Genomic DNA, 26,179 nt, shown 5'->3' with positions numbered 1-26,179 from the left:
CTTGAGTTTGGAACTTGAACGGATACCGTGGGTTTTGGTTCCTGACGGCCGCGGAGAGGCGGCGGCCGTCGTTTGCGCCGAGGCTTGCACGTGCCGCTGAGAAATCTGTCCACCTATCGCAAGAAGCGCGACTTCGAGAAAACCGGTGAGCCGTCGGGCGATGTCCAGGTCGCACCGGCGAAGCGGCGGCGCTTCGTCATCCAGAAGCACGATGCGACCCGGCTGCATTATGATTTCCGCCTCGAGTTCGACGGCGTCTTCAAGTCCTGGGCGGTGACGCGTGGCCCCTCGATCGATCCGCACGACAAGCGGTTGGCGGTGGAGGTGGAGGATCATCCACTCGACTATGGCGATTTCGAAGGCACGATCCCGGAAGGCCAGTATGGCGGCGGCACGGTGCAGCTCTGGGACCGCGGCTATTGGGAGTCTGACGATCCCGAGCGAGGCTTCAAGAAGGGCGACCTGAAGTTCACGCTCGACGGCGAGAAGCTGCATGGGAGCTGGGTGCTGGTGCGGATGAAGAGCGACCGCTTCGGCGGCAAGCGCACCAACTGGCTGTTGATCAAGCATCGCGACGAATACGCCGTCGATGGCAACGGAGAAGAGATCCTCGACGAGGATCGCTCGGTCGCTTCGGGCCGGTCGATGGCACAGATCGCGGCCGGCAAGGGGCGCGCGCCAAAGCCGTTCATGCTGGCCAAGGGCAACGGCAGGGCCAAGGCCGACGCGATCTGGCACTCCAACCGCGGCGAGGCCGCCGAGGCGCGAGCTCGAACCAAGGCACTGCCGCCGAAAGCCCGGCTTGGGGCGAAGCCGAAGCAGGTCTCGGCGATGCCCGCTTTCGTTGCGCCGCAACTCTGCGCGGCGATCGAAACGCCGCCCAGCGGCGCCGGCTGGTGCCATGAGATCAAGTTCGATGGCTACCGGGTGCAACTCCGGGTCGAAGACGGCGAGGCTGTCCTGAAGACCCGCAAGGGGCTGGACTGGACTGATAAGTTCGACGCGATTGCGAAGGAGGCCGGCAGGCTGCCCGACGCCCTGATCGACGGCGAGATCGTCGCGCTCGACCGGGACGGTACGCCGCATTTCTCGACGCTGCAGGCCGCGCTGTCGGACGGCAAGACGGACAAGCTGATCTTCTACGCCTTCGATCTGCTGTTTGCCGGCAAGGGGGACCTCCGTCCGCTGCCGCTCGGCGAGCGCAAGGCGCGGTTGAAGCAACTGCTCAAGGCGCGCAAGGGCAAGGAAAAGCTGATCCGTTACGTCGAGCACTTCGAGGAGGATGGCGAAACCGTGCTCGACTCGGCGCGAAAGCTCGGATTGGAGGGCATCGTCTCCAAGAAGCTCGCGGCGTCCTATCGGTCCGGCCGGTCCGACGACTGGACCAAAGCCAAGGTTCGTACCGGTCACGAGGTAGTGCTCGGCGGCTGGAAGACCACAAACGGCAAATTCCGCTCGCTGATGGCGGGTGTCTATCGCGGCAATCATCTGGTCTTTGTCGGCATCGTCGGCACCGGCTTCGGTCAGGCGACCGTTCGCCGCGTCATGCCGGCGCTGGAAGCCGCGGCCGCCGACAAGAGCCCATTCGGCGGCAAGGATGCACCGAAGAAGACGCGCGACGTGCATTGGCTGAAGCCGGAGCTGGTCGCCGAGATCGAGTTTGCCGGCTGGACCGAGGGCGGCAATATCCGCCAGGCCGCGTTCAAGGGCCTGCGCCAGGACAAGCCGGCGCGCGAGGTGGAGGCGGAGAGGCCCGCCGTGACGAAAGTGGTGAAGCCGATGGCCAAGGGCGCAGGGAAGTCATCCGCCGAGGTGATGGGCGTCGTCATCTCCCATCCGGACAAGGCGCTGTGGCCCGACGCCGGCGACGACGAGGCGGTCAGCAAGCTCGATCTCGCCAGGTATTTCGAGGCTGTCGGCGAATGGATGATCGGCTATCTCAAGGGGCGGCCATGCTCGATCGTGCGGGCGCCTGACGGCATCAAGAGCGAGACGTTTTTTCAACGGCATGCGATGGCAGGCACCCCGAAGCTGCTGAATCTCGCCAAGGTCTCCGGCGACCGCAAACCTTATCTGCAGATCGACCAGGTCGAGGGGCTGGCTGCGGTCGCGCAGCTCGGCGGCGTCGAGCTGCATCCCTGGAACTGTGCGCCCGATGCCTATGACACGCCGGGCCGGCTGGTGTTCGATCTCGATCCGGCGCCCGATGTTGCATTCACCGAGGTGATCGACGCCGCCAAGGAGATGCGCAAGCGCCTCTCCGCGGTGGGCCTGGAAAGCTTCTGCAAGACCACCGGCGGCAAGGGCCTTCACGTCGTGGCGCCGTTGCTTCACGGCGCGAAGGATAAAGTGACGTGGAAGGAGGCCAAGGCCTTCGCGCAAGGCATCTGCCAGTGGATGGCGCAGGATGATTCCGACCGCTATCTGCTCAACATGTCGAAGGCCAAGCGCACGGGCAAGATTTTCCTCGATTATCTCCGCAATGATCGGCTGTCGACCGCGGTCGCGGTGCTGTCGCCGCGCGCACGCCAGGGCGCCACGGTCTCGATGCCGCTGACCTGGACGCAGGTGCGCGGCGATCTCGACCCGAAGAAGTATACGATACGAACAGTGCCGGCACTGCTTGCGAAGACCAAAGCGTGGGACGGCTATGAGGATGCCGCGGCGTCGATCAAGACGGCGATGAAGAAGCTGGCGGCGCGGTAGACCGCGCTCGCGAGGCATCCAGTACGCCGCGGCGGTTCGGTCCTGCACTGACGTCTCTGGAATGCTGGATCACCCGCCTGCGCGGGTGATGACGGTGGTAGGTGCCAATGCAGCACGAAATCGATCGCTACAGTCGACCGAGCAACAGCAGGATCAGCAGAATCACGATCACGAGTCCGAGGCCGCCGCCGCCGTAGTAGCCGGTGCCGTAGAATGGTCCGCCGCCGATGCCGCTGAAGCCGCCGAGCAGGGCGATAATCAGAATAATGAGAATGATCGTTCCAAGTGACATTCGGATTCCTCCTCAGCTTCGCGGGCTCGTTTGCCTCGGCGCGGCCCGTGAGCAAACAAATCGGAATCGCGAAGGTTCCTGCCACCCGCGACGTGATATGATGCCCGAACCTTCCATTTGCGAGGAACGGAATTACATCAACGGAAACGGTGGAGGAGGGCTTTAACGATGTCGGCGCCACTTATCGTTTCAATTCCGCACAATCTCGGTCGTGACGAGGCCATGCGCCGCCTGAAGACGGGTCTGTCGCGTGCGGCGTCGAGCGTGCCGGTACTGAGCGTTGACGAGGAGCGCTGGGACGACAACCGGATGACTTTTCGGGTGCGCGCGCTCGGTCAGGTTGCTGCCGGGCACCTCGATGTCGAGGATGCGCGCGTACGGCTGGAAGTGACGTTGCCGTGGCTATTGCAGCGCTTCGCGGAGATTGCGCAGGTCGCCATCCAGAAGCGCGGGCAGATGTTGCTGACCAAGCGAAACTGACCCGCGGCCGTCACGCGTTTAGGAATGGCTCCCGGCGCGCGCTCGCTTTGACGTCCGCTTCGCTCGCGCTGCGACCTTCACTTTCAGCACCGCGACTGGCAGGTGATTGAACAACGCGGAGAGCTGAAGCTCGCCCTTGCCGAGTTCGGTCGCAAATCCGGCACTATCGATCGCGCCATCGAAAGACTCCGGGCTCGGCCATGCCCGTCCGCCCTGCGTGAACGGGGCGAACCACCGGCCGACCGCGACGACGACCGCGTCGCGACCGTGGCGCCGCGCGAATGCGATGACGTGATCGCGATGCGGGCCGCTCACTGCGAGCGGTTCATAGTCACCACTCGTGAAGACGTCAGGCACCTCGTTCCGCAGCCGCAGCAGGTGACGCGTCCATGCCAGCTTGAGGCGGCCGTCACGCCAGCTCTGCGTCAGCGCGCCCCAATCCGGCCGTTCTACCATCGCGAGCGTCTTCGCGCGTTCGGTAAAGTCGACCGGACGGCGGTTGTCAGGATCGACCAGCGAAAGGTCCCACGCCTCTGTGCCCTGATAGAAATCCGGCACGCCCGGCATCGTCGCCTTCAGCGTGATCTGGCTGAGCGAGTTCAGCGCGCCGATCAGCGCGGTGCGCTGCGCCAGCGTATCGAGGGCTTCAAGGAATTCCGGCGAAAGCTTGCGATCCAGGATCCGGTCGATGAAGGTCTTGACCCCCGCCTCGTAGGGCTCGTGCGGATTGAGCCAGCTTGTCTCCTGCTTGCCCTCGCGCGCCGCCTTCAGCGCGTAGGCCTGGATGCGCGCGGGAAGGGATGCATCGTCGGGATCCCAGGCGCCGATCAGGGCCTGATACAGCATATATTCGAACGTCGCGGACGGTGCGCGCATCTCGCCGTCGAGCACGAGATGCGGCGCGTTCAACACCTTCCAGCGCGCGACCGCGCTGGTCCATTCGCCCGGAATCTCGGCGAGCGCCATGATCCGTGCGCGTGCGTCCTCGCCGCGTTTGGTGTCGTGGGTGGCGGTCGCCGTCATCCCGTGCGGCAGCTCTTGGGCTCGGGTCTTCATCAAGTGGTGGAAGCGTTCGGCGGAGAGCGCGCTTGCGGCCGGATCGCCGCCGACCTCGTTGAACGCGAGCAGGCGGTGATAGCGATAGAAGGTCGTATCCTCCAGCGACTTCGCCATCATCGGCCCTGTGAATTGCTGCACCTTCAGCGCGAAGCGGCGCACCCGCGGCGCGCCGTGCGGCGGGCGGCCGGGCTTGAGCAGATCCATGGTCAGTGCATCGCGCAGGAAGTCGAAGATGCCTTCATCGGCGGCAAACCAGTCGGCGCGGGCGCGCTCGATGGTGGCGTTGATCAGCGCGCGATCATAGGCCGTGGTGCCTGCTCCGGTAAGGTAGGTGCGGTAGACCGGGAAGTGCAGCACGTAAAGCTCGAGCGCCTGCCGCAGGCTGTCGGCCGAGAAATCCCGAGTCGAATAATGGCCGCTGGCGATGCGCGCCAGCAGCCGGGCCAGCACCGTGAATTCACTGGTCAGCAGCGTCTCCAGCACGCGCTGCTTGGCTTCGCGCAGCACCGGCGACAGGTTCGGCGACTGGTTGCTGATCTGGCGCCAGATTTCGCTGAGCGGATCAAGTCCGCCTCCATCGACCAGGACCTGGTTGATCGCGTTCATCCATTCGTAACCCGTGGTGCCCTGGACGCCGCTGAATTTCGGCAGCGCCTCCCGCTCACCGAGGATCTTCTCGACCACTGTGTAGAAGGGCCTTGTCCTGGCGCCTTGCGCGGCGCGGATCAGGCGGCGCAGCCGCTGGAAATATTGCGCGGGATCGCGCAGGCCGTCGATGTGGTCGAGCCGCAGACCCTGCAGCCGGTCCTCCGCGATCAGTCGCTTCACCAGGCCGTGAATCGCTTCGAAGGTGCCGGCATCTTCGACCCTGAGGCCCGCCAGCGTGTTGACGTCGAAGAAGCGGCGGTAGTTGATGTCACTGGAGGCGAGCCGCCAGTGACCGAGCCGGTAGTGCTGGCGTTCCAGCAGCCGATGCAGAGCCAGCGTCTGGCTGGAGCCTTCACCGGCCCGATAGGCGGCAAGGCCGCGCGCAATGATCTCGGCGCCGCCGTCGATCGCGCGCAACTCGGCCTTGAAGGCCGGAGCCTCCGCGCGGTTGGGATGACGCAGTCTCCTGTAGCGCGCGGCGAGAGCCAGCATGACCCGTCCGGCCGCGCTGTCCTCTGCAGCAGCTTCTCTGACAATGGTCCGCAACACATCGCCGTAACGATCGGGCGCGATCGGCAGCCGGTGCTCGAAATACCACGCCGAGAAGCTGCCCTCGCGCTCGTCATAGCGCAGCTCGATCTCGCCGCGCTCTAGCGCCTGTCCGTAGGACGAGCCGAGGATCGGCAGCAGCACGCCGCCGCGCGCGCGATAGGGCAGTTGGTCCCAGTCGATGTCGAACGAGACCGCGTGCGGCGACGCCGGCCCCCATTCGAGCACGTCGAGCCACCATGGATTGTCGGCGAAATGCACGCCGACATGGTTCGGCACGAAGTCGAGGATCAGGCCGAGATCGTTCTGCTTCAACGCTTCGCTGAGCCGGGCAAAGCCTGCTTCGCCGCCGAGCTCCGGATTGAACTTGGTGTGGTCGACGACGTCATAGCCGTGCGCCGACCCTTTGCGCGCCTTCATGAAGGGTGACGCGTAGAGGTGGCTGACGCCGAGCGCCTTCAGATAGGGCACGACGCGCGCTGCGGCATCGAAGTCGAAATCGGCGGTGAGTTGCAGGCGATATGTCGCGATCGGGATCGCCGGGGGCATTGCGCTATCCGATATGCCAGCGCACCGCCCACGGCGCTATGCGGTCCGACGGCGCATCACCCCAGATCAGACGCCCGGTCGGCTGAGCCGTGCTCGATGTCTCTTGGTCGGACAGGTTGACCTCAAGCTGCAGCCTGCTGCCGTCACCCATCATCCAATGCGCGGTCAAGAGATCGCCGATGATGCGGGCATCGCCGAAGCGGGCCGCCGCGAGCCGCGGCGTGATCTCGCGGCGGCGCACGGCGAGCAGGTCGCGGACCAGCGCCAGTCGCGCGCGACCCGCGTCGTGGTCGAGGTCCGCCCAGTCCAGCGTGGCCGATCGCACGGTGTCATCGGCCAGCGGGTCTGGAATGTCGTCGCCATATTTGGCGTAAGCCCAGGCGAATTCTTTACGCCGGCCATTGCGGACCGCATTGGCGAGATCGCCCTTGAAATCGCAGAAGAACGGGAACGGTGACGTCGCGCCCCATTCCTCGCCCATGAACAGCATCGGCGTCGTCGGTGCGATCAACGTGACCGCGAGTGCAGCCGCGACCGCCTCGGGTCTTGCGATACTCACGAGACGATCACCCAGCGGCCGGTTGCCGATCTGGTCGTGGTTCTGCAGAAAGTTGATGAAGCAGGTCGGCGGCAGCGTGCCGCTCGGCTCGCCGCGAGCCTTGCCACCCCAGAAAACCGAGACCTCGCCCTGATAAACGTAACCGGAGGCCAGTGCGCGCGCCAGATCCTGCTTCGGCGCGTGCTGATAGTCGCCGTAATAGCCCTGCGTTTCGCCGGTCAGGATCACATGCCAGGCATGGTGATAATCGTCGTTCCACTGCCCGCGATACTTGCCGCGTGGCGGTTCTTCCGCGGCGTCCAGCAGGCTGGCAATGTTGTCGCCGTTCTCGAGCACGAGGTTGATATGCCGCCCCGTCTCGGCGGCGAGTCGTCCTGCGGCCGCACTAAGATCATGCAGAACCGAGACCTCGCCGGCTTCCACGATCGTGTTGACGGCATCGAGCCGCAGCCCGTCGAAGCGATAGTCGCGCAGCCAATTCAGCACGTTGCCGACCGCGAAGGCGCGCACTTCGGGAACGCGATAATCAATTGCGCTGCCCCACGGCGTGTGTGCGTCGCTGAAGAAGGAGGGGGCATAACGGCCGAGGTAATTCCCCTCGGGGCCGAAATGGTTGTAGACCACGTCGAGCATCACCATCAGGCCGCGCAGATGCGCCTCGTCGATCAGCGTCTTGAGGTCGTCGGGGCGTCCATAGGCGCTGTCGGGGGCGTACCACAGCACGCCGTCATAGCCCCAGTTGCGGCGGCCAGCGAAATCGGCCAACGGCATCAACTCCAGCGCAGTGATGCCGGTCCCGACCAGGTGATCGAGCTTGTCGATCATGGCGCGATAGGTGCCCTCGTGCGTGAAGGTGCCGACGTGGGCCTCCAGGATGACGGCTTCATGCCAGGGCCGCCCGCGCCATTCCGTCGCGCGCCATTTGAAAGCCGCGTGATCGATCACTTCGCTCGGGCCGAACACGTCATCCGGCTGGAAAGCGGAGGCCGGATCGGGGACGTCGACCTCGTCATCGATACGGAATTTGTAGCGTGTGCCGGCGGTTGCGCCGGGGATCTCGGCGACGTACCAGCCGCCTGCGTCACGTGTGAGCGCGTGGGATTTGTCGAGCAGGAGATCGACGCGCTTTGCGGACGGTGCCCATAGCCGAAAGCGAACGCCGTCGGATGTCAGCTCCGGACCGAAATGCTGCGCATTCATGCGACACCTGCAAATGCAAGCACAGAACGAGGCGGCGCCTTGGTGTCGGTGCCGCCGGCGAACTGCTCGGGCATCTGCACCGTCTCGGTGGTGTTCAGCACCTGCTCCCAGGCCCTGATGTCCTTCATGACCGGCATTTTGAAGAGGATCTCCTCGGGGGCGGCGTTCAGCACGATAAAGATCGGCGCCTGTCCTGGTTCCATCGGCCCGAGCACATAGGAGAGGAAGCGACCTTCGGGGAATTTCCAGTCGGATTCCTTCATCTCTTCCGATGCGGGCGTCAGCCACAGCACGCCGTACGAACCGTCGGTGCGGCGGCCGGCGAGCCAGCGCTGGCAGCGAATCTGCCCGAAGCGGCGTCGTAGCGCGGCGAGGTGGCCGATAAAATCGATCAAGTCGTCCTCGGTACCGAGGTTCTCCCAGCCGACCCAGCCGATCTCGTTGTCCTGGCAATAGGCGTTGTTGTTGCCTTTCTGCGTGTTCGCGACCTCATCGCCGGCCAGGATCAGCGGCGTGCCCTGTGCGAGCAGCAGGCAGGCCATCGCATTTTTGCGCAACTGCCGGCGCAGCGCGATGATCGCGGGATCGTCGGTCGGACCCTCAAAGCCGCAATTGTTGCTGTGATTATCGTTCGAGCCGTCGCGATTGTCCTCGCCATTGGCTTCGTTGTGCTTCTCGTTGTAGCTGAACAGATCCGCCAGCGTGAAGCCGTCGTGCACGGTGATGTGGTTGATGCTGGCACGCGTGGCGCGGTTGTCGTGGTGAAACAGGTCCGACGAGGCGGTCATGCGGCTCGAGATGTCGCCGATCAGGCTGCCTTCGCCGCTCCAGTAGCGTCGCATTGCGCTGCGATAGCGATCGTTCCATTCTGACCATTGCGACGGAAACGCGCCGACCTGGTAGCCGCCGAGGCCGAGATCCCAGGGCTCGGCGACGAGCTTTACGGTCGCCAGCACAGGGTCCTGGCGCACCGCGGTCAGGAACGAGTGTCCGCGATCGAAACCGTTCGGCCCGCGCGCCAGCGTGGTGGCGAGGTCGAAGCGGAAGCCGTCGACATGGCAGACCTCGACCCAATAGCGCAGCGAGTCCATCACCATCTGCAGCACGCGCGGATGGGTGAGGTTGACCGAGCTGCCGCAACCGGTGAAGTCGTCGTAGTAGCGCGGGTCCTCGCGGTTCAGCCAGTAGTAGGAGGCGTTGTCGATGCCGCGGAAGCACAGCGTCGGGCCCATATGGTTGCCTTCGGCGGTGTGATTGTAGACGACGTCGAGCAGCACCTCGATGCCGGCGTCGTGCAGCCGCGCCACCGTGGTGCGGAAGGAATCGAGCGCATTGTCCTGCGCGTAGCGCGCCTCCGGCGCGAAGAAGGCGATGGTGTTGTAGCCCCAATAGTTCGCCAGCTTTTTCTCGACCAGGATGCGATCGTCGATCAAGCCGTGGATCGGCAACAGCTCGATCGTGGTGACGCCGAGCCGCTTGAGATGCTCGATCATCGCGGGCGACGACAAGCCGCCGTAGGTGCCGCGCAGACCCGGCGGCACGTCCTCGCGCCGCTGCGTCAGGCCTTTGACGTGAGCCTCATAGATAATGGTGTCTGTCCAGGCAATCTGCGGTCGAATCTCTCGGCGACCCCAGTTGAAAGTCTCGTCGACCACCACAGCCTTCGGCATGCCGCGGGCGTTGTCGCGCCGGTCGAAGGAAAGGTCCTCGCGCGCGCTGCCGGTGCGATAGGCGAAATGGGCGTCGCTCCACACCAGCCGTCCGGCGAGCCGCTTGGCGTAGGGATCGAGCAGCAGCTTGTTGGCATTGAAGCGGTGACCGCGCTCCGGCGCGTAGGGCCCGTAGACGCGATAGCCGTAGAGCTGGCCGGGCGAGACGTCGTTGAGATAGCCGTGCCAGACGTCCTCGGTGCGCTCCGGCAGCTCGATCCGCTCGAGCTCGCGGCGGCCCTGACCGTCGAACAGGCACAGTTCCACCTTCTCCGCATTGGCGGAGAACAGAGCAAAATTGGTGCCCCTGCCGTCCCAGCTTGCACCAAGCCGCGAGGACGTCCCCTCGGTCAGTCGCATGGATCAGCTTTCCGGTACGAGAAAGATCGCAGCGAGCGGCGGAATGGTCAGGCTTAGTTCGGGCGTGGCGCCTTCCGGGGCACGGACCTCGCCGACATTGCCGACATTGCTGCCGCCATAATGCGCCGAGTCCGAATTGAGCACCTCGCGCCATTTGCCCGCGAACGGCACGCGGACGCGGTAGTTGCGATAGACGTTGGGCGAGAAATTCGCGACGACAAGGCAGCGCGATCGATCATGGCTGCCCTTGCGAATCCAGGCAAATACGTTGTTGTTGGCGTCGTCGGTGATCACCCATTCGAAGCCGGCCTGATCGCAGTCGAGCTCGTGCAGCGCCGGCACCGCCCGATAGAGGCGGTTGAGGTCGCGGACCAGATTCTGGACGCCGACATGCCGCGGCTGTCCCAGCAGGTGCCAGTCCAGCGAATGGTCGTGATCCCACTCGCGCTCCTGGCCGAATTCGCACCCCATGAACAACAGCTTCTTGCCGGGATGCCCGAACATGAAGCTGTAGTAGACGCGCAGATTGGCGAAACGCTGCCAGTCGTCGCCGGGCATGCGTCCCAGGATCGAACGCTTGCCGTGCACGACCTCGTCATGCGACAGCGGCAGGATGAAATTCTCCGAGAAGGCGTAGTGCAGACCGAACAGGATGTCGCCGTGATGGTATTTGCGGTGGATGGGATCCTTGCCGATGTATTTCAGCGTGTCGTGCATCCAGCCCATGTTCCACTTGTAGCCGAAGCCGAGCCCGCCATATTCGACCGGCCGCGATACCTGAGGCCATGCGGTCGACTCTTCCGCCGCAGTCGTCGCCTGGGGGAAATGCGCGAACACCTCGGTGTTGAAGCGGCGCAGGAAATCAATGGCCTCGATATTTTCGCGACCGCCATACTTGTTCGGAATCCAGCCGCCGGCGGGGCGGCTGTAATCGAGGTAGAGCATCGAGGCGACCGCATCGACGCGCAGCCCGTCGACGCCGTAACGGTCCAGCCAGAACAGCGCATTCGACACCAGGAAATTGGTAATCTCGGTGCGCCCGTAATTGTAGATCAGCGTGCCCCAGTCGAGATGGCGGCCCTGCAGCGGGTTGGCGTGCTCATAGAGCGCGGTGCCGTCGAAACGGCCGAGCCCGTGGGGGTCGTCGGGAAAATGTCCGGGGACCCAGTCGAGCAGCACGCCCAGCCCCTCGCCATGGCAGGCGTCCACCAGCGCCGCGAAGTCGTCCGGCGAACCGAAGCGGCTGGTCGGCGCGAACAGGCCGGTCGGCTGGTAGCCCCAGGAGCCATCGAACGGATGTTCGGTGACGGGCAGGAACTCGACATGCGTGAAACCCATGTCCCGCGCATAGCCGGGAAGCTGTTCGGCCATGTCGCGATAGGTCAGCCACTCGTTGTGACCCTTGCGCCGCCACGAGCCGAGATGGACCTCGTAGATCGAGACCGGCGATCGCAGCGCGTTGACGGCATCGGGGGCCGGGCGCGGATGCGGGATAGTGCGTTCGTCGATCACGATCGACGCGGTCTTCGGGCGGACCTCGGCCGCGAACGCGAGTGGATCCGACTTCAACGGCAGATGCTGGCCGTTCTGTCCGATGATCTCGAACTTGTAGTGGTCGCCGATGCGCGCCCGCGGGATGAATAGCTCCCAATAGCCGACACCGCGGACCCGCATCGGGTGCCGTCGGCCATCCCAGAAATTGAAGTCACCGACCACGCTGACGCGCCGCGCGTTCGGCGCCAGCACCACGAAGCCGACGCCCTCGATGCCGTCCAGCGTCATCGGATGTGCGCCGAGCGTATCGTAGATGCGCAGATGCGTGCCTTCGCCGAGCAGATAGAGGTCGAAGTCGCTCAGGATCGGCGGAAACCTGTAGGCATCCTCGAACTCGACGATGTTGTCGCCGAAGCGCGCACGAAGCTGATAGCGCGTGGAGCCGTTGGGCAGGGGGCCGGCGAATAGCCCAGCGTCATGAATCCGCGCAAGCGGCGCCGTCTCGCCATGTTCACCGATCGCTTCGACATTGCTGGCGTCCGGCAGGAAGGCGCGCACGACGGCGCGATCTCCCTCCGTGTGGAGGCCGAGATAATGGAAGGGATCCGAGTGGCGGCCCTCGATGATGGCGTAGGCCTCAGCAGGCAGTTTGCTCATGCAACCTCATGCGGCTGTTGCGCCAGGATCCGCAACAGGCCGGCCAGCGGAATCCGCAGCCAATCCGGCCTGTTGGCAAGCTCATATTCGATCTCGTAGAGGGCTTTCTCAAGCAGGAAAAAGTTGAGCAGGCGATCGGCCGCGGCGACGTCGGCAGGCCACAGGCGCTGGCCAGCCATGACCTCGCGGTAGCCTTCCAGGAACACGTTCGTTGCCCGGTCGCGCCATTCGCCCAGGGCAACGCTCAATCGGCCGCTCTCGTCGGGCGCGACCTTGAGCGCGCGTTCCAGCGCGGCCGTCATCGCATAGTCGATCGAGCGGACCACGCTGGCGACGTCGCGTGCGGCCGGCGCCTTGCGGCGGCGCTCCGCGATCGTGCGACCCGGCCCGCCGTCGAAATCGATGACGAACACGTCGTCTTTGACGATCAGCAACTGGCCAAGATGCAGGTCGCCATGATGGCGGATGTTGAGCCCTTCGGTCTCACGCGGCAGCAGCGCCTTGAGCCTGCCAGGCAGCATGTCGTGCTGTGCCTGCAATTGGTCGGCCAGCAACCGATCGGCATCTCTCAAGGTGTCGCGCCGCGGCTTCAAGGTGTCGAACACGCGCTCGGCGCGCGCCATGATCTCATCGTTCCAGCGTTGCAGGTCCTCGGGCTTGGTCGGCTCCGGTGCGAAGTCCGGCTGGTCCCTGTTGCTGGCAAGCGCAAGATGCAGCTCGGCGAGGCGCTTGCCGCTCTGCGACATGTGGTGCAGAAAGGTCGCCTGATCGCTGTTCTCCGCCGGGTGTTCGCTCGCTGGGAGCAAACGATACTTTTCGACCAGGCGATCTAAATGCGCGGCCGCAACCGTCCAGAGGTCGCCCTGATTGACAACCATGGCGTGCAAGACTGCGATCGCGCTGCGCTTGTCGCCCTCGACCAATTCGGCCGTGCCGAGCAAAGCGGGCGTGTTCGGGAAACTGACCACCTCGGTGAGGAAGCGGCCCATCTCGATCTCCGGATTGATGCCGACCTCGAGCTTCCGGTAGATCTTGGTGACATATTCGTTGTCCACCAGCGCAGTCGAGTGCGGCTGATCGTTCTCGAAGACGCGAATGCGCTCCGGCTGCCGGACCGGCCTGTCGGAGAAACGGCTGGTCGGCCGGAATTCGAGCTTCAACCCCTGCTCGCCTTCATCGACAGTCAGGTTCTCCCGCAGATTGCGCAGGAACAGTCCGGTGAAAATCTGGTCGGTGGCGACATCGAGCAGCGTACCCTCGCGGGCGCCCTGGCGTATGGCTGCAAACGCGCGCGGGTTGTAGCGCTCGCGGTCGAAGCGCACCCATTCGATCTGCATTGGCAGCACGTAGCGGCTGGTCGTGCCGCGCTCGGTGGTTTCGAAGAAGATCAGCCAGGGCCGATTGTCGCCGATGTCGCAGAACGGGATTGCGGACACCAGCGTTGGCTGGATCGCCCTTGCGGAGTGCTCGGGGTACCAGCGTGTGCGGGCGAGGTGACCGGGCAGCACGTCGTGCTCGAACACGCCGCGGGTGCGCGCCAGCGAGGTCCAGGTGGAATTGAGCGGCACCACCAGCGTCTCGAACTCCGGCACCGCCCGCGGAGTCACCGGCTCGGACTTGTCGCGTTCCTGCAATTGGAACCAATAGAAACCGTAGGGCGCCAAGGTGATCATGTAAGGCAGCTCGCCGATCGCCGGGAAGCGGGTCCGGCCGAGCATCTCGAGCGGAATACGGTCCTTGAAGGCGGAGAGATCGAGCTCGGTGGCCTGCGCCGAGCGAGACAGGTTGGCGACGCACAGGATGGCCTCGCCCTGGTACTGGCGCACATAGGCGAGCACCGAGCGGTTCTCCGGGCGGATGAAGGTCATGGTGCCGCGCCCGAACGCCAGCGTCGACTTGCGCACCGCGATCAGTCGCTTGGTCGCAGAGAGCAGTGACGACAGGCTGCGCGATTGCGCCTCGACGTTGACCGACTCATAGCCATAGACCGGATCCATGATCATCGGCGCGTAGAGCCGCGCCGGGTCGGCGCGCGAGAAACCGCCGTTGCGGTCCGGCGACCACTGCATCGGTGTCCGGACGCCGTTACGGTCGCCGAGATAGATGTTGTCGCCCATGCCGATCTCGTCGCCGTAATAGATGATCGGCGTCCCGGGGAAGGAGAGCAGCAGCGAGTTCATCAGTTCGATCTTGCGCCGGTCATTGTCCATCAGCGGCGCGAGCCGCCGGCGGATCCCGACATTGATCCGCGCGCGCGGATCGTTGGCGTAGGTCGACCACAGATAGTCGCGCTCGACGTCGGTCACCATTTCCAGCGTCAGCTCGTCGTGATTGCGCAGGAACAGAGCCCATTGGCAGACGGCGGGGATATCCGGCGTCTGCCGCAGGATGTCGGTGATCGGAAAGCGATCTTCCTGCGCGATGGCCATGTAGATGCGCGGCATCAGCGGGAAGTGGTAGGCCATGTGGCACTCGTCGCCGTGACCGAAATACTCCTGGACGTCCTCCGGCCATTGATTGGCCTCGGCCAGCAGGATCTTGCCCTTGGCGTAGGCGTCGAGCTCCTGGCGTAGCTGCTTGATGATGGCGTGCGTCTCCGGCAGGTTCTCGTTGTTGGTGCCGTCGCGCTCGCAAAGATAGGGGATGGCGTCGAGCCGGAATCCGTCGACGCCGGTATCGAGCCAGCGCTTCATCACCTGCACGATGGCGCGTACCACGCGCGGATTGTCGAAATTCAGGTCCGGCTGGTGCGAGAAGAAGCGGTGCCAGTAGAACTGACCGGCCTCCGGATCCCAGGTCCAGTTGGACTTCTCGGTATCCGTGAAGATGATCCGGGTGCCCGGATATTTCTGGTCGGTATCGCTCCAGACATACCAGCTCCGCGCGCTCGAGTTCGGCGCGCTGCGGCGCGCCCGCTTGAACCAGGCATGCTGGTCGGAGGTGTGATTGACGACGAGCTCGGTGATGACGCGCAGGCCGCGCTTCTTCGCCTCCTGGATAAAGCGCTTGAAATCCTTCATCGTCCCGAAATCGGGGTTGATGTCGCCGTAGTCCGCGATGTCGTAACCGTCGTCGCGGCCGGGGGAGGGATAGAACGGCAGCAGCCATAGCGCGGTGACGCCGAGTTCCTGCAGATAGGGCAGCTTTTCCGTCAGGCCCGCGAAGTCCCCGATGCCGTCATTGTTGCTGTCAGCAAACGCCTTGACGTGAAGCTGATAGATAATGGCATCCTTGTACCAGAGCTCGTCCGCGGTATCGGTCGCGATCTTCACCTTGGTCTCGACGGTGGAGAATACGTTCATGACGGCTCCTTCAGGCCACGCAGCGCAACAGCCGCGCGGGATCGCGCTCGGGATCAATCCGCAGGCGGACACCTCCCCATTCGAGAGCATGACGCTCGCCGGTGACGAGGTCTTCCACGGCGGCGACGGAACGACGCGCATCGCCCGGGCCGACCTTGGTGTCCCCGAGTGGAAGCCAGATGTCGTGAACATCGGCTGACAATGCGATCACGGCCGCGATCACATTGGTCTGATCGAGGGCCTCCTTGACAAAGCCGATCACATTGCCGTCCTCAATGCCGATAAAGCGCAGATTGCTCGTCTGTTGCAGCGCTGAATTGCCGCGCCTGATCCTGTTGAGGGCAGCGACATATGACCTGATGTTCCCGGGCCGTTCCCAGTCGCGAACCCGGATCTCGTAGGTCTCGGCATTGAGATATTCTTCCCGGCCGGGGACCGGGGCATGCTCCAGCAGCTCGAAGCCGCTGTAGATGCCGTAATTGCTCGACAGCGTCGCGGCGAGCGCGAGACGCGATTTGAACATCCAGGATTCGCCGCTTTGCAGGTGGAAGGGCAGGATGTCGGGCGTGTTGACGAAGAAATTCGGCCGAAAGAAGTCGCGCTCGGGATAGGAGATCAATTCGCCGACATGCTGCTCGAGCTCGCAGCGCAGCGTGCGCCAGGTGAAGTAGGTATAGGACTGGGTGAAGCCCAGTTTCGCCAGGCCGTTCATCAGCTTCGGCCGCATAAAGGCACCCGCCAGGAAGACGACCTCGGGATCATGACGCTGCACCTCGCGGATCAGCCATTCCCAGAAGCCCAAAGGCTGGCCATGCGGATTGTCGATTCGGAAAATCCTGACGCCCTGGTCGGCCCAGAACAGGACGACGTCACGTAGCGCTTGCCACAACGCAGCAGCATCCTCGTTCGCGAAGTCGAAATCGACGGCATCGTCGCGCCGCGCTCGATCGTCGGCAAGCCGCATCGATCCGTCCGGGCGCCGCTTGAACCATTGCGGATGCCGCTTCAGCCAGGGATGATCGGGCGAGCATTGCACGGCGAAGTCGAGTGCGACCTCCATGCCTTGCGTCCGGCACGCTGCGACAAAGGCGCGGAAATCCTCCATTGTACCGAGTTCGGGATGTACGGCATCGTGGCCGCCGTCGGCAGAGCCGATCGCGTAAGGGCTGCCGGGATCGCCGGGCCGCGCGGTTGCCGAATTGTTGCGGCCCTTGCGGTGTGTGCGTCCAATAGGATGGATCGGCGTGAGCAGGACGACGTCGAAGCCCATCGCAGCGATGTCGGGCAGCCGGGCGATGCAATCGCGCAAGGTCGCGTGCGCCTCGGGTACCTTGCCCTGGCTGCGCGGAAACATCTGATACCAGGCGCCATACCGCGCCCGCGGGCGATCGGCGACCAGGGGGAATAGCTGCGACCTGGCGAGGTCCGGACGAAACTGGCTGCCGGCCATCGCCGCCTCCAATTCCGGTGCGAGCAGCGCGCCAGCCTCGCCGGTCTGTAGATAGATCTCGCACTGCCTGACGATCACGGCCGCCGCTGCCGGGTCTCGCGCTTGCGCCTGGGTCAGCAGGCCCGCGCCTTCGATCGCGTCCAGCGTGAGGTCGCTTCCGCTCTTCTGCCTTTGCTCGAAGCGCTGCCGCCAGCTTGCGAATTCGTCGGTCCACGCCTCGATCGCGAAGGTGTAACGGCCGGGCCGGTCGGGAACGAAGCGGCCACCCCAGCGGTCATCGCTGTGCAGCTTCATCGGCGCGTGCCGCCATTGCTCATCGCCCTCGCGCCGCCATACCAGCGCGGCGGCAATCACGTGATGTCCGCCACGGTAGATGTCGGCCCACACCTCGACGGGTTCGCCCACGATCCGCTTGACCGGAAAACGGCCGCAATCGACCGACGGATAGACATCGGTGATATGAAAAGTGCCGCTGGCACTCTCGACAGGTCGGGCAGTTTTGGTCACGGTGATGCCGCCATCGAACATGCAAATGACGTCCCGGCGGCGGGAAGGAGGCGCGCCAGACCCATATAGAAAGCCGCTCGCCGGGCATTGGTTCCCGGCGGGAACGCAAGGCGGGGTAGAGCGTTGAGCATCGTCTATCCCTTTCCTCTTTCTGGACAATTTAGCAACGAGCCAAATTTCGTTGCGAGCGAGCAGCGTACCGAATGGACCTTTACGCCAAAGCCAGAACCCTGGGAATCCAGACTGAATATATCGACGGCAGTGGTCACCGCCGTGTGACGACACCTGAGGCGCTCTCGGCGATCCTCGCGGCGCTGCCACCGCACACGCCGCGCCCGCTGATTGCCGACCCGGTGGTCATTCGCGCCGGTCGCGAGCCGCAAACCGCGTTGCCGGAAGCCGCCCGGCTTCCGGTGCAGTGGAAGGTCACGAATGGTTCCGCCGTGCTCGCGCAAGGTGAGGCGCACGAGCGCAACGTGACCTGGCCGACCGATCTGCCCGAAGGGGTACATCGCCTGTACCTATCGGACGCGTCCGGCGCGAGCGAGGAGGTGCCGCTGCTGGTTGCGCCCGCGGGTGCCTTTGGCAGTGCCTTCGAGCGCTGCTGGGTGATCGCGGTGCAGCTCTATGGCGTGCGCTCCGCGCGCAACTGGGGCATCGGCGACTTCACCGACGTGCGTCATCTGCTCGAATTCGCCCGTCGTGTCGGCGCCGACGGCGTTGGGCTCAATCCGCTGCACGCCTTGTTCGACGACCGGCCCGGCGATTGCAGCCCTTACTCGCCGAACAGCCGGCTGTTTCTCAACGCGCTCTACATCGATGTCGAAGCCATTCCCGAGTTCAAGATCGATGCGGAGACGCAAGGAGCGCTGGCGCAGCTCCGCACCCGTGACATGGTCGACTATGTTGCGGTCGCCGCGCTGAAATGGCGCGCGCTGCACGCGGCCTTTGCCGCCTTCAAGGCCAATCCGGACCCCGGACGCCGGCAGGATTTCGAAAGCTATCGCCGCGAGCAAGGCACGCTATTGTCGCGCTTCGCCTGCTTCGAGGTCATCAGGCACAAATTCAACGCGCCATGGTGGGACTGGCCGGACGAATGGCGGCAACCCGACGATGCGTCGTGCGCGAAGTTGCGCAGTGCGCATGACACCGCTGCTGAGGTCGAATTTGTCGAGTTCGTGCAATGGATCGCCGATCGCCAGCTCGGCGCCTGTCAGGCGCTCGCGCACGAGCTCGGCATGCACGTCGGGCTCTATCTCGACGTCGCCGTCGGCGTGCAGTCGGACGGCTTCGACGCATGGAATGAACAGACCGCGATCTCGCGCCACCTCGGCGTCGGCGCGCCGCCCGACCCGCTCAACACTGCCGGCCAGGATTGGGGGCTCGCCGGCTTCAATGCCGCGGGCCTCGAACTGCGCGCCTTCGAGCCGTTCAGGCAGATGCTGCGTGCCGCGATGCGGCATGCCGGCGCCGTCAGGCTTGACCATGCGTTCGGGCTGAAGCGGCTCTATCTCGTGCCGCGCGGCTTCGGCCCCGCCAACGGCGCTTATGCGCTGATGCCGTTCGAGGCGCTGCTGGCGGCGACCGCGCAGGAGAGCGTCGCCAATCGCTGCGTCGTGATCGGCGAGGATCTCGGCACCGTACCTGAGGGCTTTCGCGAGCAGATGAACGGCTGGGGCATCTGGTCCTACCTCGTGATGATGTTCGAAACCGACGAGCGCGGCGCCTTCCGCAACGCGGACTATTACCTCGCCGATGCGCTCGTTACCTTCAACACCCACGACCTCTCGACCTATGCCGGCTGGCGTTCCTTCAGCGATCTCAAGACCAAGCGCGCGCTCGGGATCGATCCGGGAGAAACCGACGAGGGGCGCTGGCACGCGCTCGGCCAGCTCGACGATGTGTTGCGCCGGCATGACATCCACAACAACGACTTCTATTCGGTGGTGAGCTTCCTGGCGCGGACCCGATCGCGGATGTTGGCGGTTTCGATGGAGGATTTGCTCGGCCTGATCGAGCAGCCGAATATTCCTGGCACCGTCTACGAACATCCGAACTGGCGCCGGCGGCTTCCGGTCCCGATCGAGCATCTATCGTCGGCGATCGACCTCGAGGCGCTCAAGCGTGCGACCCGCGAGCGGTCGCACGCAAGCTAACGCGGAGCGCAGCCCTTGGCCTCCCGGATCGAAGACTACGGACTGATCGGCGATTGCGAGACGGCAGCGCTGGTCGGCCGCGACGGGTCGATCGACTGGCTGTGCTGGCCGAACTTCGATTCCGATGCCTGCTTTGCGGCGCTGCTCGGCACGCCCAAGCAGGGCCGCTGGCGGATTTCGCCCGCGGACGAGATCACCGGGACGTCACGCTGCTACCGGGACAATACGCTGATCTTGGAGACGCGGTTCGAGACGGAGCGCGGCGAGGTCGCGTTGATCGATTTCATGCCGCCGCGCGGCAAGGCCTCCGACGTGGTCCGCCTCGTCCGCGGGATCCGCGGCCGGGTCAAGATGCGCATGGATCTGGTGATCCGCTTCGGCCTCGGGATCGATGTGCCCTGGGTAAGGAGGAATCCGGATGGGCCGGGGCTGCTCGCGATCTGCGGGCAGGACATGATCGTGCTGCGCACGGAGGTCGAAACCCGCGGCGAGGACCTCACCACGGTGGCCGATTTCGAGGTTGGCGAGGGGGAGACGATCCCGTTCGTGCTGACCTACGGCCCATCGCATTTTCCAGTCCCGGAGCCGATCGATCCGGAAGCGGCGCTGAAGGATGCCGAGGACTACTGGACCGAATGGTGTGGCCGATGCAGCTATGACGGTGTCAACCGCGACCTCGTCATGCGCTCGCTGATCACGCTGAAGGCGCTGACGTTCCGGCCCACCGGCGGTATCGTCGCGGCGCCGACCACCTCGTTGCCGGAAAAGCTCGGCGGGGCGCGCAACTGGGACTATCGATTCTGCTGGCTGCGCGATGCCACCTTCACCCTGCTGGCGCTGATCAACTCGGGCTATACCGAGGAAGCGGCGGCCTGGCATAGCTGGCTGCAGCGGGCGGTGGCCGGAACGCCGGCCGACCTGCAGATCATGTATGGCATCATGGGCCAGCGCCGCCTTCTGGAATGGGAGGTGCAATGGCTGTCCGGCTATGAGGGGGCACAGCCGGTGCGCATCGGCAACGCCGCCCATGCGCAACTGCAACTCGATGTGTATGGCGAATTGATCGACGCCTTCCACCAATCCCGCATGGCCGAGCTCAACCTCGGCGAGGAGACCTGGTCGCTGGAATGCACCGTCGTCAATCATCTCGCCGACATATGGGACAAGCCGGATCACGGCATCTGGGAACGCCGCGGCGAGCCGAAGCACTATGTTCTCTCCAAGGTCATGGCCTGGCTCGCCTTCGATCGCGCCATCAAGGGCGCGGAGCGGTTCAGCTTCAAGGCGCCGCTCGTCAAGTGGCGGGTGCTGCGCGAGGCGATCCACCGCGACGTCTGCCAGAAAGGCTTCGACCGCAAGCTCAACAGCTTTGTCGAAAGCTATGGGTCGCAGCTCCTCGATGCCAGCATCCTGTTGCTGCCGGCGGTCGGCTTCCTGCCGCCGACCGATCCCCGCGTCCGCGGCACCATCGACGCGATCGAACGACACATGATGCGCGACGGCTTCGTGCTGCGCCATGATCCGCGCGAGGTGTCCGACGAAAAGCAGCCGATCGAGGGGGCGTTCCTTGCCTGCAGCCTGTGGCTCGCCGACGCCCATGTGTTGACGGGCGATCTCGACAAGGCCCAGGCCATGTTCGATCGCGTGGTGGCCGTTGCCAACGATCTCGGCCTGCTCGCCGAGGAATTCGACTCAGGCGCCGGCCGATTGACCGGGAACTTCCCGCAAGCGCTGACCCATATCGCGCTGATCAACACTGCGCACAACCTGAGCTCCGCCAAGGCGGAGGCGGAGAAGCCGGCGATGCAACGGTCGCAATAGGCGCGATCTTGAGCATGATCCGGAAAAGCGTGAAGCGATTTTCCGAAAAGATCATGCTCAAGCAAGGAGCTAAAGCGCGATGACGATTCGACCCAATCTCATCGTGCTTTAGCGGCCGGTCCTCAGCACAACGTCCATCGCGCGCGCGAAGCCGTCGTGCTCGTTGCTGTCGGTGACCTGCGTGGCGCGCGCCTTCACGTCGTCGCTGGCATTGCCCATCGCAAAAGAGACGCCGCTCTTTGCGAACATCGCGAGATCGTTCTGCATGTCGCCGATCGTCGCGACATGCGCGAGCGGTACGCCGACGCGCCCGGCGATGGCCTCGACGAAGGTGCCCTTGTCGTGGCCGGGCGGGGTGATGTCGAGATAGTAGGTCTGCGAGCGGATCGCGTTCGCCTGGTTGCCGACCGCCTGCTGCATCTCGGCCTCGCAGCGCTGGAGCAAAGCGGCGTCCGGGCTGGCGCCGACGATCTTGCAGGCTTGACTGAGATACGGCGTGAAGTCCGGCACGATGGTCGGATCGTGTTTGATCGTGTGCTGCTCGTGCGCGACGTATTCGCCGTCGGGATTGCGGGTCAGCCAGCGGTCGTTGGTGAACAGCCAGATGTCGACGCCGCGCGCGTGCAGCAGGTCGATGCTGCGTTGTACGATCGCTGGCGGAATCAGGTGCTGCTCGACCGGATTGAGCTTTGCATCGACGATCGAGGAGCCGTTGAAGGCGCCGATCGGCAGCGTGATGGCGAGCGACGCGATCAGGAAATCCATGCCGATCGTCGGCCGGCTGGAGACGATGGTGAAGCCGATCCCGGCGTCGTGCAGCCTTTGCACGGCGGCCTTGGCGGCATCGGTTAGGATCTTGTCCTTGGTCAGGAGCGTGCCGTCGACATCGGACACGACAAGGTCGATACGGGTCATGGGCGATCCAGGTTGAGTTGGCTGACAATGTCTCCGACGATGGCATCGACCGTGCGGTCGATCGCGACCACGATCGGGCGCTCATCCGCGGTCGGCGGCTCCAGCGTCCTGAACTGGCTGGTGAGCAGACCAGGCGGCATGAAATGGCCCTTGCGCGCGCTCAGGCGCGCCGCAATCAGGTCCTGCGTGCCCTTGAGGAAGATGATGCGGACGTCGTCGCGTCCGTGCACCAGGATGTCGCGGTAGGTGCGCTTCAGCGCCGAGCACGCGATCACGGCGCGTTCGCGCACCCGGCAGCTCCGGTCGATCTCGTCGGCGATCGCCTGCAGCCATGGCCAGCGGTCCTCGTCGGTCAGCGGCTGGCCAGCGCTCATCTTGGCGACATTGGCGGGCGGGTGGAAGGTATCGCCATCCTCATAGCGCCAGCCGATCCTGATTGCGAGGCGATCGGCGATGGTGCTCTTGCCCGAGCCGGAAACACCCATCACCACCAATGCACAGGGGCTGTCCTTGTCACCCACGAAAGTCCTCCGGCAGCGCGGCTTGATCGACGAGCCAGATGGTCTCGTGCTGCGATCGCGCGCGATTCGCCGGAAGATTCTCGCCCGCGAGTAGTCGCGTCAAGATCGCGCGCTTGCCTTGGCCCGCGATCTCGAACAGCATCTCGCGGCAGGAGGCGAGCGCGGGCAGGGTCAGCGAGACGCGCGGCACGAACGGCTCGACATTGGCCTTGGGCACCCCGACCACCCAGCGCGCCGTTTCCTCGACCGCGGGGTAGCCGGGAAACAGCGAGGCGGTATGGCCATCCGGGCCGACGCCCATCAGCACGAGATCGAACAGCGGCCGTGCCGGATCGAGCTGCTCGGCGCCGTAGAACGCCATCAGCTCGTTCTCGTAGAGCGCCGCGCTCTTGTCCGGGTCCAGGAGGTCAGCGGTATCGGTCGCGATCGGATGGAGGTTGGCCGCCGGCGCGCAGCGGTCGAGGAAGGCCTGACGCGCCATGCTCATGTTGTGCAGCGGGTCCTTGCGCGGCACCAGGCGCTCATCGCCAATGAACCACTCGACGCGATCCCATGGGATCCTGCTGCGATACTCCGGCGTCGCCAAGAGCTGGTAGAGCGCCTTGGGGCTGGAGCCGCCGGTGAGGCAGATCGCGATCCGGCCGCTGTTCTCGGCGATCCTTGCGATCACGCGCTCGGCCGCGGCCTTCGCCAGCGCGGCCGGATCGGCGACGGGAATGATCCTGCGCTCGGTGCCCGCGGCCATGGTCAGCCGAGCTTCCGCCAACTGCGGCCGTCGCGCGTCAACAGCGCATTAGCGGCCTCCGGCCCTTCGCAGCCGGCCTTGTAGGGCTGCAGTCCCCGTCCGCCGGCGTTCTTCCAGGCATCGAGGAAGGGCTGCACCGCCTGCCAGCCGGCCTCGACGCTGTCCGCGCGCTGGAACAGGATGTTGTCGCCGATCATGCAATCGTAGATCAGCGTCTCGTAGCCGGTCGACGGCTCCGCCTTGAAGTAGTCCTTGTAGCGGAACTTCATTTCGACGCCGTCGATATCGATGACCGGGCCGGGCACCTTGGTGTTGAACTGCAGCTCGATGCCCTCGGTCGGCTCGGTCGAGATCACCAGATAGTTCTGCGACAGGCGGTCGACCGGCGTGGTGCGGAACATCGAGAACGGCGCCTGCTTGAACTTGATCGCGATCTCGGTGCGCTTGACACCGAGCGCCTTGCCGGTGCGCAGATAGAACGGCACGCCGGCCCAACGCCAGTTATCGATGGTCAGCTTCAGCGCGGCGTAGGTCTCGGTCGTGCTATCGGGCCTGACGTCGGGTGTCTTCAGATAGTCCTCGATCTCGGTGTCGCCGACCTTGCCGCCGCGGTACTGGCCGCGCACCGAATTGTACAGCGCGTCATGCTCGCTCTGGATCTGGATCGCGCTGAGCACCTCGGCCTTTTCCGACCGCACCGCATGCGCGTCGAAGCGCGCGGGCGGCTCCATGGTCACCAATGACAGCAACTGAAACAGGTGATTCGGCACCATGTCGCGCAGCGCGCCGGTGGCGTCGTAGAAGCTGCCGCGATGGCCGACGCCGATCTTCTCGTCGACCGTGATCTGGACATGGTCGATGTGAGTGCGGTTCCAGATCGGCTCGAACATGCCGTTGGCAAAGCGCAGCACCAGGATGTTCTGGACGGTTTCCTTGCCGAGATAGTGATCGATCCGGTAGATCTGATGCTCGTCCATCAGCTTCAGCAGCGCGGCATTCAGCGCCTTGGCCGATGCGAGATCGGTGCCGAACGGCTTCTCCACCACCAATCGCCGCCAGGCGCCGTTCTCTTCCAGCATGCCGGTACGCCCAAGCTGCTGGCTGATCGGCAGGAACGCGTTGGGCGGGGTCGCGAGATAGAACAGCCGGTTGCCGCCGGTGCCGCGCGCTCTTTCGAGCTTTTCGAGCTGCTCCTTCATCCCGTCGAAGGACGCTGGGTCCTTCGGGTCGGCTTCGATCGCGGTGACGCATTCGAACAGCCGCTTGGCAATCGCATCGTCCACGGGACGGGTCGCGAACTTGCGCAGCCCCTCCATCAGGCTGTCGGTCATCTGATCGCTCGACATGCCCTTGCGGGCAATGCCAACGACGCAGAACTTGTCGGGCAGCAGGTTGCCGGCGGCAAGATTGTACAGGGCGGGGATGACCAGCCGGTGCGTCAGATCGCCGGTGGCGCCGAAGATGATGAAGGAGCAGGGATCGGGTTTCTTCTGTACGTGACCTTCAGCCATTCACTATCCCTTCTTGGCTGGCTCCTTGTGGCCGCCGAAGCCGGCACGCATCGCCGATAGGATCTTCTCCGCGAAGGTGTGGTCCTTACGCGAGCGGAAGCGTGCGTAGAGGGCGGCAGTCAGCACCTCGGCCGGCACGGCTTCGTCGACCGCCGCATTGACGGTCCAGCGTCCTTCGCCGGAATCCTCGACGAACCCCGAGTAGTTGTCGAGCGTATGGTTCTCCGCGAGCGCGGTCGCAGTGAGATCGAGCAGCCATGAGGGGATCACACTGCCGCGCCGCCACACTTCGGCGATGTCGGCGATGTTGAGATCGAAGCGATGATCCGGCGGCAGCGCCTCGATGTTGGCGTTCCTGAGGATGTCGAAACCCTCGGCATAGGCCTGCATCAGGCCGTATTCGATGCCGTTGTGGATCATCTTGACGAAATGTCCGGCACCCACGGGACCGGCATGGATATAGCCTTGCTCGACGCGGGGATCGCGGCCTTCGCGGCCAGGCGTGCGAGGGATGTCGCCAAGGCCGGGCGCCAGTGCCCTGAAGATCGGGTCCAGCCGGTCGACCACGGCCTTGTCGCCGCCGATCATCATGCAGTAGCCGCGCTCGATGCCCCAGATGCCGCCGCTGGTGCCGACGTCGACGTAATGTAGCCCCTGCTGCTTCAGCGCCTTGCCGCGGCGGACGTCGTCCTGCCAGAACGTGTTGCCGCCGTCGATGATGACATCGCCCGGCTGCATCAGCTTCGAGAGCGCGTCGATGGTTGTCTCGGTGATCTTGCCGGCCGGCAGCATCACCCAGGCGGTGCGCGGAGCCTGCAGCTTGAGCACGAAGTCCTCCAGCGACGAGGAGGGCGCGGCATTGTCGGCGGCGAGCGATGCCACCGCCTTGGCGTCCTTGTCGTAGACCACGGCCGTGTGGCCGTGCTTCATCAGGCGGCGGACGATATTGCCGCCCATCCGCCCCAAGCCGATCATCCCGAGTTGCATCT

Annotated in this window: 16 protein-coding genes; 4 read left to right on the top strand and 12 right to left on the bottom strand. The window is 64.7% G+C overall.

Annotated features, from left to right (window positions below; genetic code table 11):
* The first annotated feature begins 90 nt into the window (after positions 1-90).
* Positions 91-2,706 carry a DNA ligase D gene (ligD, locus tag P6U30_RS29905; protein ID WP_407166380.1) on the top strand — a complete coding sequence of 872 codons (2,616 nt, stop codon included), beginning with the start codon at positions 91-93 and terminating at the stop codon, positions 2,704-2,706.
* Between the two features lie 127 nt (positions 2,707-2,833).
* Here ligD and P6U30_RS29900 read toward each other — a convergent pair whose 3' ends face one another.
* Positions 2,834-2,998 (bottom strand): DUF3309 family protein, encoded by a 165-nt coding sequence (locus P6U30_RS29900; RefSeq protein WP_074125080.1) that lies wholly within the window; start codon positions 2,996-2,998, stop codon positions 2,834-2,836.
* 168 nt (positions 2,999-3,166) lie between these two features.
* Here P6U30_RS29900 and P6U30_RS29895 point away from each other — a divergent pair, with 168 nt between their 5' ends.
* Positions 3,167-3,478, top strand: a complete 312-nt coding sequence (locus P6U30_RS29895; protein ID WP_407166379.1) for a polyhydroxyalkanoic acid system family protein — start codon at positions 3,167-3,169, stop codon at positions 3,476-3,478.
* A gap of 18 nt (positions 3,479-3,496) precedes the next feature.
* On the opposite strand, the gene treY is transcribed toward P6U30_RS29895, so the two are convergent.
* The 6 genes from treY to P6U30_RS29865 are packed head-to-tail and all read right to left on the bottom strand — an operon-like array spanning position 3,497 to position 17,521.
* Positions 3,497-6,283: a malto-oligosyltrehalose synthase gene (gene treY / locus P6U30_RS29890; protein WP_407166378.1), complete on the bottom strand. Its 2,787-nt coding sequence runs from the start codon at positions 6,281-6,283 to the stop codon at positions 3,497-3,499.
* Between the two features lie 4 nt (positions 6,284-6,287).
* Positions 6,288-8,042 carry a malto-oligosyltrehalose trehalohydrolase gene (gene treZ, locus P6U30_RS29885; protein ID WP_407166377.1) on the bottom strand — a complete coding sequence of 585 codons (1,755 nt, stop codon included), beginning with the start codon at positions 8,040-8,042 and terminating at the stop codon, positions 6,288-6,290.
* Positions 8,039-10,111, bottom strand: a complete 2,073-nt coding sequence (gene glgX / locus P6U30_RS29880; RefSeq protein WP_407166376.1) for a glycogen debranching protein GlgX — start codon at positions 10,109-10,111, stop codon at positions 8,039-8,041. The genes treZ and glgX overlap by 4 nt, the downstream gene beginning before the upstream one ends.
* 3 nt (positions 10,112-10,114) lie before the next feature.
* Positions 10,115-12,262 (bottom strand): 1,4-alpha-glucan branching protein GlgB, encoded by a 2,148-nt coding sequence (gene glgB, locus P6U30_RS29875; protein WP_407166375.1) that lies wholly within the window; start codon positions 12,260-12,262, stop codon positions 10,115-10,117.
* Positions 12,259-15,564 carry a maltose alpha-D-glucosyltransferase gene (gene treS, locus P6U30_RS29870; protein WP_407166374.1) on the bottom strand — a complete coding sequence of 1,102 codons (3,306 nt, stop codon included), beginning with the start codon at positions 15,562-15,564 and terminating at the stop codon, positions 12,259-12,261. Before treS ends, glgB begins: the two co-directional genes overlap by 4 nt.
* Before the next feature lie 10 nt (positions 15,565-15,574).
* Positions 15,575-17,521 carry an alpha-1,4-glucan--maltose-1-phosphate maltosyltransferase gene (locus tag P6U30_RS29865; protein ID WP_407166373.1) on the bottom strand — a complete coding sequence of 649 codons (1,947 nt, stop codon included), beginning with the start codon at positions 17,519-17,521 and terminating at the stop codon, positions 15,575-15,577.
* 203 nt (positions 17,522-17,724) lie between these two features.
* Between P6U30_RS29865 and malQ the strand changes: the two genes are divergently transcribed.
* Complete coding sequence (malQ, locus tag P6U30_RS29860; protein ID WP_407166372.1) at positions 17,725-19,677, top strand: 4-alpha-glucanotransferase; 1,953 nt, start codon at positions 17,725-17,727, stop codon at positions 19,675-19,677.
* A gap of 15 nt (positions 19,678-19,692) precedes the next feature.
* Entirely contained in the window at positions 19,693-21,498 is a 1,806-nt protein-coding gene (locus P6U30_RS29855; protein WP_407166371.1) for a glycoside hydrolase family 15 protein, read from the top strand.
* Positions 21,499-21,606: 108 nt separating this feature from the next.
* Here P6U30_RS29855 and P6U30_RS29850 read toward each other — a convergent pair whose 3' ends face one another.
* Genes P6U30_RS29850 through gnd form a run of 5 tightly spaced genes read right to left on the bottom strand, consistent with a single transcriptional unit; the run spans position 21,607 to position 26,177 of the window.
* Positions 21,607-22,413 carry an HAD family hydrolase gene (locus tag P6U30_RS29850; RefSeq protein WP_407166370.1) on the bottom strand — a complete coding sequence of 269 codons (807 nt, stop codon included), beginning with the start codon at positions 22,411-22,413 and terminating at the stop codon, positions 21,607-21,609.
* Positions 22,410-22,898, bottom strand: coding sequence for a gluconokinase (locus P6U30_RS29845; protein WP_407170568.1), 489 nt, complete (start codon positions 22,896-22,898; stop codon positions 22,410-22,412). The genes P6U30_RS29850 and P6U30_RS29845 overlap by 4 nt, the downstream gene beginning before the upstream one ends.
* A gap of 28 nt (positions 22,899-22,926) precedes the next feature.
* On the bottom strand, positions 22,927-23,679 hold the full coding sequence (pgl, locus tag P6U30_RS29840) for a 6-phosphogluconolactonase (RefSeq protein ID WP_407166369.1): 753 nt from the start codon (positions 23,677-23,679) through the stop codon (positions 22,927-22,929).
* A gap of 2 nt (positions 23,680-23,681) precedes the next feature.
* Entirely contained in the window at positions 23,682-25,190 is a 1,509-nt protein-coding gene (gene zwf / locus P6U30_RS29835; RefSeq protein WP_407166368.1) for a glucose-6-phosphate dehydrogenase, read from the bottom strand.
* Between the two features lie 3 nt (positions 25,191-25,193).
* On the bottom strand, positions 25,194-26,177 hold the full coding sequence (gnd, locus tag P6U30_RS29830) for a phosphogluconate dehydrogenase (NAD(+)-dependent, decarboxylating) (RefSeq protein WP_407166367.1): 984 nt from the start codon (positions 26,175-26,177) through the stop codon (positions 25,194-25,196).
* Positions 26,178-26,179: the final 2 nt, after the last annotated feature.

Origin of the sequence: Bradyrhizobium sp. ORS 111 (assembly GCF_045571485.1) — a bacterium.
Taxonomy (GTDB): domain Bacteria; phylum Pseudomonadota; class Alphaproteobacteria; order Rhizobiales; family Xanthobacteraceae; genus Bradyrhizobium.
This window is presented reverse-complemented; position numbering and strand designations above follow the sequence as displayed.

What these genes read in the sequence shown, in the direction of transcription:
- P6U30_RS29900 (WP_074125080.1), bottom strand. Translation starts at nt 2,998, where the DNA reads ATGTCACTTGGAACGATCATTCTCATTATTCTGATTATCGCCCTGCTC.
- P6U30_RS29895 (WP_407166379.1), top strand. Translation starts at nt 3,167, where the DNA reads ATGTCGGCGCCACTTATCGTTTCAATTCCGCACAATCTCGGTCGTGAC.
- treY (WP_407166378.1), bottom strand. Translation starts at nt 6,283, where the DNA reads ATGCCCCCGGCGATCCCGATCGCGACATATCGCCTGCAACTCACCGCC.
- treZ (WP_407166377.1), bottom strand. Translation starts at nt 8,042, where the DNA reads ATGAATGCGCAGCATTTCGGTCCGGAGCTGACATCCGACGGCGTTCGC.
- glgX (WP_407166376.1), bottom strand. Translation starts at nt 10,111, where the DNA reads ATGCGACTGACCGAGGGGACGTCCTCGCGGCTTGGTGCAAGCTGGGAC.
- glgB (WP_407166375.1), bottom strand. Translation starts at nt 12,262, where the DNA reads ATGAGCAAACTGCCTGCTGAGGCCTACGCCATCATCGAGGGCCGCCAC.
- treS (WP_407166374.1), bottom strand. Translation starts at nt 15,564, where the DNA reads ATGAACGTATTCTCCACCGTCGAGACCAAGGTGAAGATCGCGACCGAT.
- malQ (WP_407166372.1), top strand. Translation starts at nt 17,725, where the DNA reads ATGGACCTTTACGCCAAAGCCAGAACCCTGGGAATCCAGACTGAATAT.
- P6U30_RS29850 (WP_407166370.1), bottom strand. Translation starts at nt 22,413, where the DNA reads ATGACCCGTATCGACCTTGTCGTGTCCGATGTCGACGGCACGCTCCTG.
- P6U30_RS29845 (WP_407170568.1), bottom strand. Translation starts at nt 22,898, where the DNA reads ATGGGTGTTTCCGGCTCGGGCAAGAGCACCATCGCCGATCGCCTCGCA.
- pgl (WP_407166369.1), bottom strand. Translation starts at nt 23,679, where the DNA reads ATGGCCGCGGGCACCGAGCGCAGGATCATTCCCGTCGCCGATCCGGCC.
- zwf (WP_407166368.1), bottom strand. Translation starts at nt 25,190, where the DNA reads ATGGCTGAAGGTCACGTACAGAAGAAACCCGATCCCTGCTCCTTCATC.
- gnd (WP_407166367.1), bottom strand. Translation starts at nt 26,177, where the DNA reads ATGCAACTCGGGATGATCGGCTTGGGGCGGATGGGCGGCAATATCGTC.